This is a genomic window from Streptomyces sp. NPDC079167 (genome assembly GCF_040686735.1).
Taxonomy (GTDB): Bacteria; Actinomycetota; Actinomycetes; order Streptomycetales; family Streptomycetaceae; genus Streptomyces.
Window position 1 is genome coordinate 101,346 of the sequence record NZ_JBFBLO010000020.1, and the last position, 15,568, is coordinate 116,913.

Annotated in this window: 13 protein-coding genes; 8 read left to right on the top strand and 5 right to left on the bottom strand. The window is 70.9% G+C overall.

All coding sequences use genetic code 11. The features are described 5' to 3' along the window. Positions 1 to 113 precede the first annotated feature (113 nt). Positions 114 to 1,688, bottom strand: a complete 1,575-nt coding sequence (locus AB0P41_RS30945) for a hypothetical protein (RefSeq protein ID WP_365935432.1) — start codon at positions 1,686 to 1,688, stop codon at positions 114 to 116. 352 nt (positions 1,689 to 2,040) lie between these two features. On the opposite strand from AB0P41_RS30945, the gene AB0P41_RS30950 reads away from it, so the two are divergent. The 4 genes from AB0P41_RS30950 (at position 2,041) to AB0P41_RS30965 (ending at position 7,631) form a co-directional block, all read left to right on the top strand. After that, positions 2,041 to 3,276: an oxygenase MpaB family protein gene (locus AB0P41_RS30950; protein WP_365935434.1), complete on the top strand. Its 1,236-nt coding sequence runs from the start codon at positions 2,041 to 2,043 to the stop codon at positions 3,274 to 3,276. Between the two features lie 112 nt (positions 3,277 to 3,388). After that, positions 3,389 to 4,612 (top strand): oxygenase MpaB family protein, encoded by a 1,224-nt coding sequence (locus tag AB0P41_RS30955; RefSeq protein WP_365935436.1) that lies wholly within the window; start codon positions 3,389 to 3,391, stop codon positions 4,610 to 4,612. Positions 4,613 to 4,829: 217 nt separating this feature from the next. Beyond that, a complete protein-coding gene (locus tag AB0P41_RS30960) occupies positions 4,830 to 7,139 on the top strand; it encodes a molybdopterin cofactor-binding domain-containing protein (protein ID WP_365935438.1) in 2,310 nt (769 codons plus the stop codon). Between the two features lie 15 nt (positions 7,140 to 7,154). Further along, complete coding sequence (locus tag AB0P41_RS30965) at positions 7,155 to 7,631, top strand: (2Fe-2S)-binding protein (protein ID WP_356716848.1); 477 nt, start codon at positions 7,155 to 7,157, stop codon at positions 7,629 to 7,631. 360 nt (positions 7,632 to 7,991) lie between these two features. On the opposite strand, the gene AB0P41_RS30970 is transcribed toward AB0P41_RS30965, so the two are convergent. Further along, positions 7,992 to 9,191 carry an MBL fold metallo-hydrolase gene (locus AB0P41_RS30970; RefSeq protein WP_365935440.1) on the bottom strand — a complete coding sequence of 400 codons (1,200 nt, stop codon included), beginning with the start codon at positions 9,189 to 9,191 and terminating at the stop codon, positions 7,992 to 7,994. A 120-nt stretch (positions 9,192 to 9,311) separates the two neighbouring features. Then, a complete protein-coding gene (locus tag AB0P41_RS30975) occupies positions 9,312 to 9,746 on the bottom strand; it encodes a PPOX class F420-dependent oxidoreductase (RefSeq protein WP_356716845.1) in 435 nt (144 codons plus the stop codon). A 154-nt stretch (positions 9,747 to 9,900) separates the two neighbouring features. Here AB0P41_RS30975 and AB0P41_RS30980 point away from each other — a divergent pair, with 154 nt between their 5' ends. Further along, positions 9,901 to 11,100 (top strand): Glu/Leu/Phe/Val dehydrogenase dimerization domain-containing protein, encoded by a 1,200-nt coding sequence (locus AB0P41_RS30980; protein ID WP_365935441.1) that lies wholly within the window; start codon positions 9,901 to 9,903, stop codon positions 11,098 to 11,100. A gap of 54 nt (positions 11,101 to 11,154) precedes the next feature. Further along, positions 11,155 to 11,766 carry a TetR/AcrR family transcriptional regulator gene (locus AB0P41_RS30985; RefSeq protein ID WP_356716841.1) on the top strand — a complete coding sequence of 204 codons (612 nt, stop codon included), beginning with the start codon at positions 11,155 to 11,157 and terminating at the stop codon, positions 11,764 to 11,766. Positions 11,767 to 11,782: 16 nt separating this feature from the next. On the opposite strand, the gene AB0P41_RS30990 is transcribed toward AB0P41_RS30985, so the two are convergent. Both AB0P41_RS30990 and AB0P41_RS30995 read right to left on the bottom strand, forming a co-directional pair. Next, complete coding sequence (locus AB0P41_RS30990; RefSeq protein WP_365935443.1) at positions 11,783 to 12,784, bottom strand: DUF6745 domain-containing protein; 1,002 nt, start codon at positions 12,782 to 12,784, stop codon at positions 11,783 to 11,785. 68 nt (positions 12,785 to 12,852) lie between these two features. After that, positions 12,853 to 13,179 carry a hypothetical protein gene (locus AB0P41_RS30995; protein ID WP_365935445.1) on the bottom strand — a complete coding sequence of 109 codons (327 nt, stop codon included), beginning with the start codon at positions 13,177 to 13,179 and terminating at the stop codon, positions 12,853 to 12,855. A 164-nt stretch (positions 13,180 to 13,343) separates the two neighbouring features. Here AB0P41_RS30995 and AB0P41_RS31000 point away from each other — a divergent pair, with 164 nt between their 5' ends. Next, complete coding sequence (locus AB0P41_RS31000) at positions 13,344 to 14,294, top strand: STM4015 family protein (protein ID WP_356717082.1); 951 nt, start codon at positions 13,344 to 13,346, stop codon at positions 14,292 to 14,294. A 7-nt stretch (positions 14,295 to 14,301) separates the two neighbouring features. After that, positions 14,302 to 15,525, top strand: coding sequence for an STM4014 family protein (locus tag AB0P41_RS31005; protein ID WP_365935447.1), 1,224 nt, complete (start codon positions 14,302 to 14,304; stop codon positions 15,523 to 15,525). The last annotated feature ends 43 nt before the right edge of the window (positions 15,526 to 15,568 follow it).

Here is a 15,568-nt window from a genome sequence, read left to right on the forward strand (position 1 = left end):
GGGAACCAGCGACGCCGCGTCCCGAGCACCCGGCGGGCGGCACGCCCTGAGCCCGGAACCGCCTGCCGCCTGCGCCTGCCGCGCTGTCCGGAATGCCGCCGTACGCCTCCCGGTCACCCCGAGGCCAGTTGCTCCGCTATCTCCTGGATCCAGCCCGCGGTCTTCGCCGGGTCGTCGAGTGTCCCGGCCCACGCTTCCGGCTCCAGCTTGTGCTTGGCCGGGCCGCATTTGAGAGCGATGAGCAGGGCCCTGGCGGACTCCCGCATCTCGGCCGTCGTGCTCCCGCTCCCCGAGATGCCGGGACCTGCCGCCAGGGCGTAGATCTCGCGCGCCATGGCCTGGCGTTCGCCCTTCGACACCTTCTTCCAGAATTTCAGGGCATGTTGGAGCGACTCCTTCCGGGACGCGGCCTCCTCCGGAGTCCCGCCCTCCGGCCCCCAGCGCTCCGGGTGGCGGACCTCCTCATAGCGCTTCGTGGCCGCGCGGAGCGCCTTGTACATGGTGACGCCGAGGACCAGGCCGGCCCCGGCCCCCGCGAGGCCCCATCCGACCGGATTGCTCGCGAGGCCGGCTGTGCCCGCCGCGACCGCCGTCACGATGCCGGCCGCGGCCTTGGCCGACTCGCCTCCGCCGCTGACCGCCTCCTTGCCGATCTTGGTCAGCTGCTTCTTCTTCGCGTACCCCTGCGCCGTGCTGAGCTTCTCCACGTCCTTCTCGGCACGCTGGAGGCTCTCCGCGGCATCACGGGCTTCGCCCATCGCCTCCCAGGCGGCGTCGACGGCCTCGGAGACGAACTCCAGCCCTCCCTCGCCCGCCTGCTTCCAGTAGGCGTCCAGCGCGACGTAGGCCTCCGCCGCGGCCCAGTTCGCCTGCTCCCTCGACTCGTTCAGCCGTGCCAGTGACCCGGCGTGGACGAGGTGGGGATCCCCCAGCTCCTTGACCTGTCTGTACTTGCGGGCCGCTCCCCCGACGCGGAAGGCGGACCGCATGCCCTTGATCCCGCCGACGGCGGCGCTGGCGATACCGCTCGCCTCGGACGCCACCGCGGCGTGCGACGCCTTCTGCAGCTTGGTCACCTCTTTGGCGATGGCGGCGCTGTAGCTCCCCGAGCCGGCGGCGCCCACGACGGCGTCGGTCCCCTTGGTCTTGGCCTTCTTGTTCGCCGTGTGGTGACCGGCCCCGGTCTCGTGCTTCCTGGCGTCCTTCATGTTCTTGTACGCGTCCATCCCGCTGACCACGGCACCGGTGGCCTCCGTGAGGAGGTTCCCCGACGCCGCGGAGGTGCCCGAGGCGGCGGCGGAGTGCTTGAGGCCCTCATTGGCCGCGGCGGCGGCCTGCTGGGTGAAGGCCGCGTTGGTGGGGGTCTGGAAACCTTTGATGAAGGTGTCTATGGGCTCCAGATTCTTCTTGAACCTGTCGAGGAGCCCGGCGATCCGGTCGCGGTAGTTCTTCTTCGCTCCGGCAGGCGCGCCGCCGTTCTCCGCCGCCTTCCCCTTCCCGGTGTTCTGAGCGCGCTGCACCACCGCGGTCGCCGCCCGGTTACCGGCGCGGGCCTGCATCTCGAGGAGGGCGTGCTCCGCCGAGCGCGCGGACGTGCTCCCGGTCCGGCTCCCCGCCCGGCGATGCCGGGCCGCCGGCAGGACGGCTGCGGGCTGCCGGGCCGAGGTGCCGTGGATCGGGGTGCTCATGGATGTACCTCTCCTGTGCCGGACCGGGCGAGGAGAAGGTAGCTGGACAGGGCCAACAGAAGGGGTGCGGCGGGAAAATTCCACACGACGTCGCGGGATGCGTTGTTCCCCGTCACCGCTCCCCGGCGGGGGGGCAGGCGTCCCTCTTGAAGGCGAGTGGGAGCACGGACGGCGGGCCGGCCGGCTGCTCGATGTCCCGCGGGACCGGCTCCGCTGACGCCTCCTCATTTCGCAAAAGCTCTGGCGTTCTCATCCGGCTTGTGCTCATCTGGTGACACAGAGAGGCTTACTTTGTTTCATTGTACCGCCAAATGGTCGCAGGGCTGAAGGACTCGAGGAGGAGTTCCGGGCTATGGATGGACTCAGTAGGCGCAAGATGCTGCTGGCGGGAGGGGCGTTAGGGGCCGTCGGCGCGTTGGGCGCGGCGTCACCGGCCGGTGCACGGCCCCTGTGGACATGGGCGCCGAGCGCATCGGTGGCAGGCACGGGAGAGGGGCTCCACCCGGAATGGGTGTGGGACGACGAGGTCGACCGGCTGATGGCCTCGGTGATCGACCGCGGGGATGTGCCGAAGGTCAACGAGCTGTTGCGCGTCTGGACCCGCAACGACCAGGCGCTCCCGGCCGGACTCCCGCAGGACGTGCACGACTTCATGGAGATGGCCCGGCGACTGCCCTCCTGGGCCGACCGGGGCAAGCTGGAGACCGCAGCCGAGTTCAACAAGTCCCGGGGCTTCTACCTCAATCTGCTCAACGGAGTGGGCGGCGGGATGCTGAGCACCGCCATTCCCAGGGAGGCGCGCTCCGTCTACTACTCCAAGGGCGGCGCCGACATGGAGGACCGCGTCGCCAAGACGAGCCTCCTGGGCTTCGCCATCGGCGACCTGAACGCCTACCGGCCCGACGGCGACGTCATCGTCCACGCCGTCAAGACCCGGATGGTGCACGCCGCGGTCCGTCACCTGCTTCCGCAGTCCCCGGGGTGGACACGGACGGGCGACGGCCAGAAGATCCCGATCAGCCAGGCCGACATCATGGTCACCTGGCACAGCCTGGCCACGTACGCGATGCAGAAGCTGGTCGAGTGGAAGGTCCCGGTCACCGCGGCCGACTCGGCGGCCTATCTGCATGTGTGGCAGGTGACCGCCCACATGCTGGGTGTCCGCGACGAGTACATCCCCGCCACGTGGGAGGCGGCCAACTCCCAGTCCGAGCAGGTCCTCGACCCGATCCTCGCCTCCACCGAGGAGGGGGTCGAGCTGACCGACATCCTGCTGGGCCAGCTGGCCGAGCAGACGAGTCCCGGCGGAATCGACCGCCCGCTCGTCGACGCACTGGCCCGGTTCCTCGTCGGCGACCGGGTCGCCGACATGGACGGGATCCCCGAGGAAGCGTTCTGGGGAAAGGTGATAGCCACCGTCTGGCCGAAGCTCATCGCCTTCCGGGAGAAGCTGATCCCCCTGCCCCTCGTGCCGCCGCTCGCCTGGACGCTCGACGAGGCGGCGCGTCAGTACATCCTCTTCTACCTCACCAAGGGCCGGGGCACCCGGATCGAGATCCCCGACACCAACCGCCCCGCGTCCCGCTGAGGTCACCCGCGGCACGCGGGGCGGCGCCACGCCCGTCAGCAGCCGGCCGTGTGCCTCCGGTCCGTCTCACCGCGGTGTTCACCGATCAGAACTCACGAAGGAGCTCGGAAAGATGGATGTGTTCAGCAGGCGCAAGATGTTGATGACAGGCGGGGCCCTGGGAGCCGCCGGGGCCCTGGCGGCAGCCTCCCCCGCGAGTGCCCGGTCGCTGTGGACCTGGTCGCCCGCCGGGTCGGTGGCCGGGGCGGGAGCGGGCGTGGACCCGGAATGGGTCTGGGACGAGGAAGCGGACCCGGTGCTCGCCGCCGTGATCGACCGCGGCGACGTACCCCGGGTCAACACCCTGCTGGCGCGGTGGACCCGCAACGACCAGGCGCTGCCCGACGGTCTCCCGGCAGACCTCAAGGAGTTCATGGAGCACGCCCGGCAGATGCCGGCCTGGGCGGACAAGGCCAAACTCGACCGCGCCGCCCGGTTCAGCAAGACCAAGGGCATCTACGTGGGGGCTCTGTACGGTCTCGGGAGTGGCCTGATGAGCACCGCCATCCCCAGGGAGGCGCGCGCCGTCTACTACTCCGAGGGCGGTGCGGACATGAAGGACCGCATCGCGAAGACCGCGCGGCTCGGCTACGACATCGGGGACCTGGACGCATACCTGCCACAGGGCTCGATGATCGTGACCGCCGTGAAGACCCGCATGGTGCACGCGGCGGTACGCCATCTGCTCCCGCAGTCGCCGGGCTGGTCCCGGACCAGCGGCGGCCAGCAGATCCCCATCAGCCAGGCCGACATCATGGTCACCTGGCACAGCCTGGCCACGTTTGTCATGCGCAGGATGAAGGAGTGGGGCGTCCGGGTCAGCGCCGCCGACTCGGAGGCGTATCTGCACGTGTGGCAGGTGAGCGCGCACATGCTCGGCGTCAGCGACGAGTACATCCCCAACTCGTGGGACGCGGCCAACGCCCAGTCCAAGCAGGTGCTCGACCCGATCCTCGCCCACAGCCAGGAGGGTGAGGCACTGACCAACGTCCTCCTCGGGATCGTGGCCGAACTCGACCTCGGTCTGACACGCCCTCTGATCAGCGCCTTCACCAGGTACACGCTCGGCGGCGACGTCGGCGACATGATCGGCCTGTCCAAGCAGCCGGTGCTGGAGAAGCTCATAGCGACCGCGTGGCCGCTGCTGGTCGCCTTCCGCGAGGGGCTGGTGCCGCTGCCCGCCGTCCCCGCGGTCCTGTGGACGCTGGAGGAGGCGCTCCGCAAGTTCGTCCTGCTCTTCCTCGCCGAGGGCCGGCCCATCGCGATCGACATCCCGGACGTCAACCGCCCGTCCTGAGCAGCCCCTCACCTCTTCACCACCCACGCACAGCACCCGCCGCTGCCAGGGACGGCCCCCTGGACCGTCCCTGGCAGCACCGCCCACCACCCCAGCCGGAGCCGCACCGCCCCATGCACCCACCGATGAGATCGCGCCGAAGCAGGACGCCGGGACGAGTCCTCCGCCATCCTCCCGGAGAGACGACGCCGAAGAGGCGTACGGGAGAGGAGACCCGATGGTGAACGGTGAGGACCGCGCGGCCCGACCGCCGCACGGGAGCCGTGCCTTGGACAGGCGCAAGTTCCTGGGATTCGTACTGGCGGCGCCGACCCTGGTGACTGCCGCCGAACTCGTACCTGCCGAGCAGGCCCGAGCCGACGTGCCGTCGGCCGACATCACGGAACTGGTCGACCTCAACGACGTCATGACCTTGGCGGCTCTGCCGACCTCGGGTCTGATCACCGTCCAGGTCAACACCGACGGCACCGTGTCCTTCGCTTTGCCCCGGGCCGAGGTGGGGCAGGGCATCACCACGTCGACGGCCATGCTGATCGCCGAGGAGATGGACGTGCCCCTCGACAGGATCCGGGTCACCCTGGCCGACGCACGGCCGGAGCTCGTGTTCAACCAGCTCACCGGCGGCTCCAACACGACCGTCGCGACCTTCGTCCCCATCCGCGTCGCGGCCGCCGTCGCGCGCGGACGGCTGCTCGAGGCCGCAGCGGTGGTACTCGGTGCGGCCCTCACCCAACTCACCATCAAGGCGGGCGTGGTCATCGCTCCCACGGGCCGGAGCATCGGCATCGGCGCGCTGGCCGAGAAGGCGGCAGCTGTACGGACCCAGCAGGTCACCGCCGAACTCAAACCGGCCGAGCAGTTCACCGTCATCGGTACACCGCAACGCCGTATCGACGCCCTCGACGCGGTCACCGGACGCAAGAAGTTCGCGATGGACCTCGCCGTCCCGGACGCCCTCCCGACCATGGTGTGCCGTCCGCCGACGATCAACGGGAAGGTCGGACCGGTCGCCAACGCCGATGAGGTGCGGGCGATGCCGGGCGTCACCGACGTCGTCGTCATCAACAGCGGAGTGGCCGTACGCGCCCGGACCTTCGGTCAGTGCATCGACGCCGTACGCGCCCTGAAGGTGTCCTGGGGGCCTGGCACCGCGCAGGGCAAGTCCGACGAGACCGTGCTCCGGGAACTGAAGGCCGCGGAACCTTCGATGGGGCTGCCGCCGCTGACCCCGAGCGTGGAAGGCAGATTCACCTTTCACTTCCGCAGCAACAGTGCCCTGGAGACCAACTGCGCCATCGCCGACGTCCGGTCCGATCGCGCCGAGATCTGGTCCGGTCTCAAGGCTCCGATCGTGGCGAAGGAGGCGATCGCCGCCGCACTGGGACTGCCGCTGAGAGCCGTGACGGTGCATGTGACGGAAAGCGGCGGGTCCTTCGGACGCAAGCTCTTCTTCGACGCCGCGCTGGAGGCCGTCGAGATCTCCGCCAAGATCGGCAAACCGGTCAAACTCATGTGGCACCGGGCCGACGACTCCCGTCAGGGACGTACGCATCCGATGGCCACGTCCCGTGTGCGCATCGCCTATGCCGGGAACACCGTCCTCAGCTACAAGCAGCGGCACACCAGCGTGGCCACCGACCTCAGCCACGGATTCGGAGAGATCTTCACCGCCCTGGCCGCGAAGCTGCCGGTGGCCGACCTCGGCTTCTCCGAGACGTTCTTCCAGCTCTCCCAGTCGATGCCGTACAACTTCGGTGTCAACAGCCGGCTCCTCAACGAGACCGACAAGGGTTTCAACACGGGCAGCATGCGCAACGTCTACTCACCCGACGTCACCTGCGCCCGTGAGCTCGTCATCGACCGTCTGGCGACGAAGATGGGAAAGGACGCCTACCAGGTCCGGCGCGACTTCCTCAGGGACGACCGGTCCCTCGCGGTCCTGGAGAAGGTCGCCGAAGCCGGGCGCTGGGGCCGGTCGATGCCGTCCGGCACGGCACAGGGCATCGCGCTCCACTCCGAGTACCACTCGGCCAGCGCGGTCCTGGTGGAGATCGACTGCCGGCCCGAGACCGTCAACCGGCGGATCCGCGACGGTGTCGCGGGACCACGCGTCACCAAGGTCGTCCTCGCCGTGGACGCCGGTCTCACCGTCAACCCACGTGGCCTGGAGGCGCAGATGATGGGCTGCGCCATGGACGGGATCGCGCTCGCGCTGACCTCCGGTCTGCACCTGCGCGACGGGTACTTCCTGGAAGCCAGCTGGGACAACTACTTCTACACCCGGCAGTGGAACACGCCGCCCGAACTGGACGTCATCATCATGCCTGACACCACCGGGAAGCCCGGCGGAGCCGGAGAGCTGGGTGTCGCCGCGTCGATGGCCGCGGTCGCCTGCGCCTACGGCCGGGCGACCGGCACGATGCCCACCACCTTCCCCATCAACCACGGCACACTCTCCTTCGAACCCAAGCCGGTCGTTCCGCCTGTCCCCCAGTCCCCGACCGATGGCCTGGACCACGCCTTCTGATGTGAGGATCTCTACGTGCCCGAGCACACATTCCGCCTCAACGGCGAGCAGGTCACCGTCGACATCGCGGACGACGTCCGGCTGTTGTGGGTGCTGCGTGACGTCCTGGGCGTCACCGGTCCCAAATACGGCTGCGGCATCAACGTCTGCAAGGCCTGCACAAGCCATCTGAACGGCAAGGCGGTCAACCCCTGCGCGATCCCGGTGGGCGAACTGAACCCGACCGACGAGGTGACGACGATCGAAGGGCTGCCGGCGACCGTGGGCGCCGATCTGCACCCGATGCAGCAGGCGTGGCTCGACCTGGACGTGGCCCAGTGCGGCTACTGCCAGCCGGGCCAGATCATGACGGCCGTCGCCGTCGTACGGAGAGCCGCGGAGGAAGGCCGCGAGATCACCGACGCCGACCTCGACGGCATCCGGAACATCTGCCGCTGCGGCACCTACGTCCGCATCCGCGAGGCCATCAAGGCTGGTGCCGCGCGCATGTGACGAGCTCCGGCGGTGGGCCCGGGGCGCCTGCGACGCCCCGGCCGTGAGCAGCACGCGCGGTGACCCGCCGCCATTTTGAAGGCCCGGGCCCTACCGGCAGGCGCCGGAGGATCCGCCGTGGAACGTGGTGTGTGCACGGGCGACGTACGGCGATGCGGGGCGAGGGACGCACGCGTCGCGGCCCTGTCCCGGACCGCTCGTGTGACCCCGAAACTGCCGTTCCTGGTCACACCGCTGCGGCAGGCGGGTCGGACCGTGCGAGTTCCGAGCAGGATCCGCGTCAATCGCGGCGCTGAGGGCAACGACTCGAATGGCCACGGCACGACCGGCTGCCCGCCTCGAGAGCGCCTTCGTCTCCCGTCACCGCTCGCCGGCGAGGTCGACTTCTTCCCTGTGCACCGTCGGTGCCGCCTCCGCCACCCCGGGTCCACGCCACCAGTGCGCGACCGGCGCCGACACCGCGCGCCACCAAGCATCCGTGGGAAGCTCCCCGGACGGTTCGAACGGATCGCCCGCGCGGGGGAAGGCGACCGGCTGCCCCGCCTCCCCAGCCACGTCCTTCATCCACTCCCCGGGCTCCGCCCACGGGTGCGGGGCGAGGTTGAAGGTGCCCCAGTGGATCGGCAGCAGCGCGCCGTGCGGCTTGCCGCCCTCGAGGTCCAGGTGGGCGCGCAGGCCCTCGGCCGGTGTCATGTGGATGTCGGGCCAGTACTCCGAGTAGGCGCCGACCTGGATCATCGTCACGTCGAAGGGGCCGTGCTCGGCGCCGATGTCCCGGAAGCCGGAGAAATAGCCGGTGTCCCCGCTGTGGTACACCCGGTGCTCAGGACCGGCGACGACCCACGACGCCCAGAGTGTGTGCTGCTGGTTGCGCAGGCCTCGGCCGCAGAAGTGCCGGGCGGGGGTGGCGGTCAGGCTGATGCCGGCGATCTCCGCGGTCTCGTTCCAGTCGAGCTCGTGGATGCGGTCCAGGGGCACGCCCCACCGCTCCAGGTGGGCGCCGACTCCGAGCGGCACCGCGAAGACCGTGTCCGTCCCCGCCAGGGCCTTGATCGTGGGCAGGTCGAGGTGGTCGTAGTGGTCGTGGGAGATCACCACGGCGTCCACCGGACCGAGCGAGGCGAGCGGGAGCGGGACGGGGTGCAGCCGCTTGGGCCCGGCGAAGGCGAAGGGCGAGCAGCGCTCGCCCCAGACCGGGTCGAACAGCACCCTGCGGCCGTCGATCTCGGTGAGCACGCTGGAGTGGCCCAGCCAGGTCACGCGCAGGCCCGTCGCCGGGGGCGCGGCCAGATCGGCCAGGGTCGTGGCATGGACCGGCACGGTGCCGAGTGGGGACCTGCGGGCCCGTTGCTCCTTCTGGAAGTACACCTTGGCGAATTCGAGCATGGACCCGGAGGGCCGGGTCCGCGCGCCCTCCGGGTTCTGGAAGACGCCGTCGGCGAAATTGGGCGAGCGGCGGATCCGCTCCATCCGCACCCCCGCCGGATCCGCGCCGAAGGCGTCGGGGCGCAGTGAGCGAAGTCTGGTGCGGAGCGAAGGCTGGGGGTCGGCGCCGGTCACAAAATCTCCTGAGGGAGTCGGTGTCGTCATTATGGTCCGGAATCAGGACGGGGCGAGAGGTCGGCGGTGAACGGAGCAGAGTCATGGGTCTCCCGGAGCCGTGCCGCGTGGGGTCCTGCCTCAGGTTTTCGGCTGGCCGTACACATGGTCGATCCGCAGGGTCAGGACGACTCTGCGGTCCTGGACCATCACCCGGCGGTAGTCGTCCCAGTCAGGGTGTTCACCCCGCACGTCCCGGTACAGGGAGACCAGCTGTTCCACGACCGCGTCGTACGGGTCGGCGGCGGGCGGGGTCAGCTCGGCGGTGACATCGGCGACGGTCCAGGCCCACCGGTCCTCGCTGGTCACGTGGTAGCTCGCTCGCGGGTCCCGGCGCAGATTGCGCGTCTTGGCACGCCCTTCGGTGATGGACACGCGGATCACCCCCTCCTCGGGGTAATAGGCGTGGTTCACATTGGACAGCTGGGGCCTGCCGTCACGCTTGAGGGTGACCAGCACCCCGCCGTCGTACTCCCCGATGAGTCGTAGCAGCGCCGCACGCGAGGGTTCCGTCATGCCGACTCCAACGTGCGTGCCCCCCGCAGGATTCCGGATCGGGCGTACGGGGATCTCACATCCGGCTTTCCGCGGGCATTGACAGCCGTGTCACGGTCTCCGGATACTGACCCGCTGTTCAGTAGATCGACCCGGATGATCCAGGAGCCGCCCGATGCAGTCCCTCTCCCCCGCCCCGCTGGTGTCGCTGACCTGGACGGACCACGTCACAGGCACCGAGGGGTACCTCGTCGTCGACCGGCTGGTGCGCGGCGTGTCGAGCGGCGGCCTGCGGATGAGGAAGGGGTGCACACTCGCGGAGGTGGCGGGCCTGGCACGGGGCATGACCATGAAGGAGGCCCTGCACTTCGACGCCGGTGATCCGCGGGCGCGTTACATCCCGCTCGGCGGCTCCAAGGGGGGCATCGACTGCGACCCGCTCGATCCGGCGGCCTACGGGGTGCTCGTCCGCTTCCTGCGGGCGATGCGTCCGTACATAGAGAACGTCTGGACGACCGGCGAGGATCTCGGGCTGAGCCAGGATCTCGTCGACCGCGCCGCGGCGGAGGCCGGCCTCGTCTCCACGGTCCAGGCGGTCTACCCGCTGCTCGACGACGAGGCGGTCGCACGGCGGCGGCTTGCGGACGCCTTCGCGGTCACGGTCGACGGGATCGGGCTGGACGAGCTGGTCGGCGGGTGCGGGGTCGCCGAAGCCACGCTCGCCGCACTGGACCGGGCGGGCGTGGTGCACGGTGGCGTCCGGGTCTCCCTCCAGGGGCTCGGCACCATGGGAGGGGCAACGGCCCGCTTCCTCTCCCGGGCCGGGTTGTCCGTCGTCGCGGTCGCGGACGTCAGGGGCACCATCGCCAATCCCGCAGGCCTGGACGTCGAGGCACTGCTGGCCGCCCGGGACGCGCACGGGACGGTGGACCGGGGCGCGCTGCGTGACGGGGACCAGGAACTTCCGGCCGACGCCTGGCTGGCCGCCGATGTCGAGGTACTGGTTCCGGCGGCGGTGTCGTACGCCGTCGATGCCGTGAACCAGGCTTCGGTCAGGGCCCGTTGGGTGGTCGAGGCGGCGAACATGCCGGTACTCCCGGAGGCGGAGGCCCTGCTCGCCGGGCGCGGAATCACGGTACTGCCCGATGTGGTCGTCAACTCCGGTACGAACGCCTGGTGGTGGTGGACGCTGTTCGGCGACATCGGCCCCGATGCTGAGGAGGCGTTCGGGCACACCCGCCGCTCGATGCGCGCCCTGATGGACCGGGTCCTGGAACGGGCGGCCGCGGAGGGCTGCACCCCGCGGGCGGCGGCGCACTCGCTCGTGGCGGACCGCCTGCCGGTGATGGCGGAGCGCTTCGGCTGGTACCGGTAGGCCGTGGGCACGGGGGCCGGATGACTGCGCGCGGGCGTTGGTTAGGGTAACCGCGTGGCGAGAGTGCGGCTGAGTGTGGCGGAGCGGCGTGAGGAGCTTCTGCGCGCTGCCGTCGAGCAGATCGAGGTCCGGGGTGTGTCCGCGGTCAGGATCGCCGATGTGGCCGCCGTCCTCGGGGTGAGCAACGCGCTGGTGCTGTACCACTTCTCGTCCAAGGAGAAGCTGGTGGCCGCCGCGTTCGCGTACGCGGCGGAGGCCGATCTCGCCCATCTGCGCAAGCTGCTGACCCGGCGCACCAGCGCGGTCCGGCGGCTCAGGTCCGCCGTTCGCTGGTACGCGCCGACCGGGCAGGCCAAGGGCTGGCGGCTGTGGATCGAGGGCTGGGCGTCCGCCCTCCGTGACCCGGTGCTGCGCGAGGTGGCCGGAGACCTCGACCAGCAGTGGAAGGCCGAACTGGCCGAGGTGATCGAAGAGGGGGCCGCGGCGGGTGAGTTCCACTGCGAGGACCCGATGTCCGTGGCGTGGCGGCTGACAGCCCTCCTGGACGGGCTGGCCGTCCAGATGACCTCGTACGCGGGTCCGCTCTCCCGGGCCACCATGCTGCAGTGGACCGAGGAGGCGCTCGCCCGCGAACTCGGCATCGAACACGAGGCCCTGACGGCCTGAGGCCTCGGTGGGCGGGTCAGGTCTGGCGCACGGGGGCGTAGGCATCTCCCTCGATCCCGAAGGTCCAGGCGACGCCCTCCTTCGCGGTCCGGGTCCTGGGCGGCACCCGCAGCCAGTAGACGCGGTGCGTCCCGTCGGGCTCGGGGGTGGAGTTGACGACTTCGACCATGACGACGTCCTCGTCGCCCTCCATCGCGATGCGCCAGAGGATGCCGGTCTCGTCCCGGTGTACCGGCTCCGCGCCCGACTCCGAGAGGTAGCGGTCGTAGCCGTAGTACTCGAGCATCACACGGCGCAGTTCCGCGTTCTCCTCGGCGCGTATCCGCTCCGGGGTCAGGCTTGCCAGGCCGTCCAGGAACTCGGCCGGCACGGGCATGCCGCGCCAGGCGTACAGGGCGAAGCCGTCCGGGTAGGCCAGGGCCGGCCCGTCACCACGGTCGAGCCGTCCCGCCTCGTCGCGGTGGAGTTCCGCGGGGCGCTCGCTGATCACCACGGCGTGCTCGTAGGGCCACCACCAGCCGGCGTTCCTGGCGACGTCCGCCAGTCCGGTCAGGCGGTCTCCACGGCCGTCGAAGGCGGCCAGCCAGGCCGCGTCGTGCTGGCCCAGGACCGCGTCGAGCAGTACGAGGCGGACGTCGGCCTCGTCCTCGGGCCGCGTGGTCAGTCCGGCGACGATCGCCGCCCGTATCCGCTCGGCCAGTGCGGCGGTGGTCTCCCACAACTGGGCGCCGGTGGCGGACCACAGGGCGGACCAGCCGGCCGGACCCAGCTCGTCGTACATCCGGCGCCGTTCCTCCGCCCAGGGGCGGGTGCGGACCTCGTCGCGCACGGAGCGTCCGGCGCCGTGCAGCTTCTCCACCACCTCGACGGCGGCCCTGGGCGAGTCGGCCCAGATGATGCGCTCCGGCTCCGCGAGCCCCGCGCTGCGGTAGGCGAGCCGCACCCCGTCCTCGGCCGCGCCACGGTCGGCCCTGCCCGTCGCCGCCGCCACGGCCCGCCACGCGTTCACGTACTGCATCGGTGTTCCCCGTCCCCTGTTCCTGTTTCCTGACCCCACATCACTGGACCTCCGCATCCCCCGAAGGGTCAGTCCGCGACCATCCGGACCGCGCCCGGGGCGTACTCACGCTGGCGCACGACGCGGAACCAGCCTTTCGGCAGCACTATCACGGCATGCTCCTCGTGGACCACGCGTCCGCCCTCGGGGAGATGGAGCAGCATCGGGCCGAACGGTCCGGCCTCCCGGACCAGCCGGCCCGGCCCCACCACCGCGTGGGCGTGGCCGGTGACCTCACCCAGTGCCAGGACCAGCCTCCCCCGCCCGTCGCGCGGTTCGCCCGGTGCGTCGAGGAAGTGCGCCGGCACGTCCGACTCCTCCAGCGCCACCATCAGTACGTCGCCCTGCCGGTACACAGACGTCTCCCCTCACGCCCCGGCACCCACTGCGCCGGTCACAGGGAAAACGCTACGAGAGGGGTCTGACATCGACGGCTGTCCGGGGCCGGTCGCTCCGATGTCAGTGCCGCTTGATAAACCTTGCGGACATCAGCCCTCCCCAGCATCAGGAGATCGGTGTCATGTCCGACGCGGACCGTCTGCACGAGTTGCTCGGCCTTCCGGCCGTCGATTTCCGGCGCGAGGACGAGGGGGCGCCCCGTCCCCCGGCCGATGCCGCGGCCTGGCGCGTCAGCGTCGAACCGTACGAGGACGACGGCACCTGGGAGGAGGAGTTCCACGCCTTCCTCGAAGCCGTGGACCCGTCAGGCGTCGAGGCCCTGATCATCGGCCAGTGGGGCGAGTCGTACGAGGAGGACTCCGCCTACCCCATCGGGCTCGTCGTGGCCGCGGCGGACCGGCTGACCTCGCTCAAGGCCGTCTTCGTCGGGGATCTCGTCGCGGAGGAGGCCGAGATCTCATGGATCGAGCAGTCCGATGTCACCGCTCTGCTCACCGCCTTCCCGGCGCTGACCCATCTCGGCATACGCGGCGGCACCGGCCTGGTGTTCCCGCCCGTCGGGCACGAAGCGCTGCGCGCGCTCACCATCGAGAGCGGCGGCCTGCCCGCGGAAGCCCTGCGCGGAGTGCTGGGCAGCGAGCTGCCGGCCCTGGAGCGTCTGGACCTCTGGCTCGGCGTCTCCGCTTACGGGGGCGACGCGGTGGTCCCGGATCTGGCGCCCCTGCTCGGCGGCAATCGATTTCCCCGGCTGCACCACCTGGGCCTGCGCAACAGCGAGTTGCAGAACGAGATCGCGGTCGCGATCGGTTCGGCGCCGGTCGTCGCGCAGCTCCGGACGCTCGACCTGTCGAACGGCACGCTGGGCGACGAGGGCGCGTCGGCGCTGCTCGAAGGCCAGCCGCTCACCCATCTCACCTCGCTGGACCTGCACCACCACTTCCTGACCGAGCCGATGGAGCGACGCCTCGCGGAGGCCCTGGAGCCGCACGGAGTGGTGGTCGACGTGTCCGGGCGCTGCGAGCCGTGGGACGGCCGGGGCCCCGAGGGGCGTTACACCGCGGTCGCGGAGTGACGCCGCCATGACCGACATCCTCCGACCCGGGACGCGTGGCCGGGCGCCGCGCCTCGCGGTCGTGGGCATTCCCGCCAATCGCAGGGTCGGTCTCCTCCAGGACGCCGTGCGCGCCGCCGGGCTGCCCGCCGCGCGCACGGTTTCCTGGCTGGAGGTGCTGCGCGGGCAGGCGGCCTTCCTTCCTGGGGAGACCGTCCGCATCGATTCGCCCGGTGAGGACGCCGAGGTGGACCGGCTCCTGCGGGGGGCCGACGATCCCACGAGGGTCGAGGGCTCGGCCCGCTGGTACGCGCGCTTCACTTCTGCCGTGCGTGAGGTGGCGCGGGCGGCCACGGCGGCGGGTGCGGTGCTGCTGGACGGCCCGGAGGACATCGCGGTGATGTTCGACAAGCGGCTCTGTCACGGCGCCCTGGACGCTGCGGGGGTGCCGGTGCCCGAGTCCCCGACCTCCGGTCCCGGTGTGGTCCCTGTGCGCGGCTGGACGGACGTGCGCCGGCTGATGTCGGACCATCGCATGCCGAGAGTGTTCGTGAAGCCCGCGCACGGTTCATCGGCCTCCGGGGTGATGGCACTGGAGACGGCGGGCGCGGGCAGGGTCCGGGCGGCCACCTCCGTGGAGCGGGACGAGGAGGGCCGGCTGTTCAACTCGCTGCGGGTGCGCCGCTGCACGACGGAGCGCGAGGTGGCGGCCCTCGTCGACGCCCTGGCGCCTGACGGACTGCACATCGAGCGCTGGCTGCCCAAGGCCTCCCAGCGGGGGCGGGCCGCCGACCTCCGGGTCGTGGTGGTCGCGGGACGGGCGACCCACGCGGTCGTCCGGACCAGCCGGTCCCCGATGACCAATCTGCATCTGGGCGGGGCTCGTGGCGATCTGGACCGGGCGCGGGCGGACATCGAGGCCGCGGGCGGCAGTTGGAGTGCCGCCCTGGCCATGTGCGAGCGGGCAGCTGCCTGTTTCCCTGACACCCTGTGCGTGGGTGTCGATCTGCTGCCCACGGCCGGCTGGCGGCGCTTCGCCGTCGGCGAGGTGAACGCGTTCGGGGACCTCCTCCCCCGGCTGACCGGCCTGCCGGGCAGCGGTGCGGAGGGCCTGGACACGTACGGCGCGCAGATCGCCGCCGTACTGGAGACTTCTTCATCACGCGAGGACCGGGCGGGCGGCGACACCCGCAGGCCCCGTCCCGCGAGCAACGACCGAACAAGGAACGACCGTGCCATCGACGCCCCCTGACCCCGTGTCCCGCGATTCCCGGGCTCCGGTCACCGCCCCGGCC

Coding starts and splice junctions, on each gene's coding strand:
- AB0P41_RS30945 (WP_365935432.1), bottom strand. CDS start 1,688: ATGAGCACCCCGATCCACGGCACCTCGGCCCGGCAGCCCGCAGCCGTC.
- AB0P41_RS30950 (WP_365935434.1), top strand. CDS start 2,041: ATGGATGGACTCAGTAGGCGCAAGATGCTGCTGGCGGGAGGGGCGTTA.
- AB0P41_RS30955 (WP_365935436.1), top strand. CDS start 3,389: ATGGATGTGTTCAGCAGGCGCAAGATGTTGATGACAGGCGGGGCCCTG.
- AB0P41_RS30960 (WP_365935438.1), top strand. CDS start 4,830: ATGGTGAACGGTGAGGACCGCGCGGCCCGACCGCCGCACGGGAGCCGT.
- AB0P41_RS30975 (WP_356716845.1), bottom strand. CDS start 9,746: ATGACGGAACCCTCGCGTGCGGCGCTGCTACGACTCATCGGGGAGTAC.
- AB0P41_RS30980 (WP_365935441.1), top strand. CDS start 9,901: ATGCAGTCCCTCTCCCCCGCCCCGCTGGTGTCGCTGACCTGGACGGAC.
- AB0P41_RS30990 (WP_365935443.1), bottom strand. CDS start 12,784: ATGCAGTACGTGAACGCGTGGCGGGCCGTGGCGGCGGCGACGGGCAGG.
- AB0P41_RS31000 (WP_356717082.1), top strand. CDS start 13,344: ATGTCCGACGCGGACCGTCTGCACGAGTTGCTCGGCCTTCCGGCCGTC.
- AB0P41_RS31005 (WP_365935447.1), top strand. CDS start 14,302: ATGACCGACATCCTCCGACCCGGGACGCGTGGCCGGGCGCCGCGCCTC.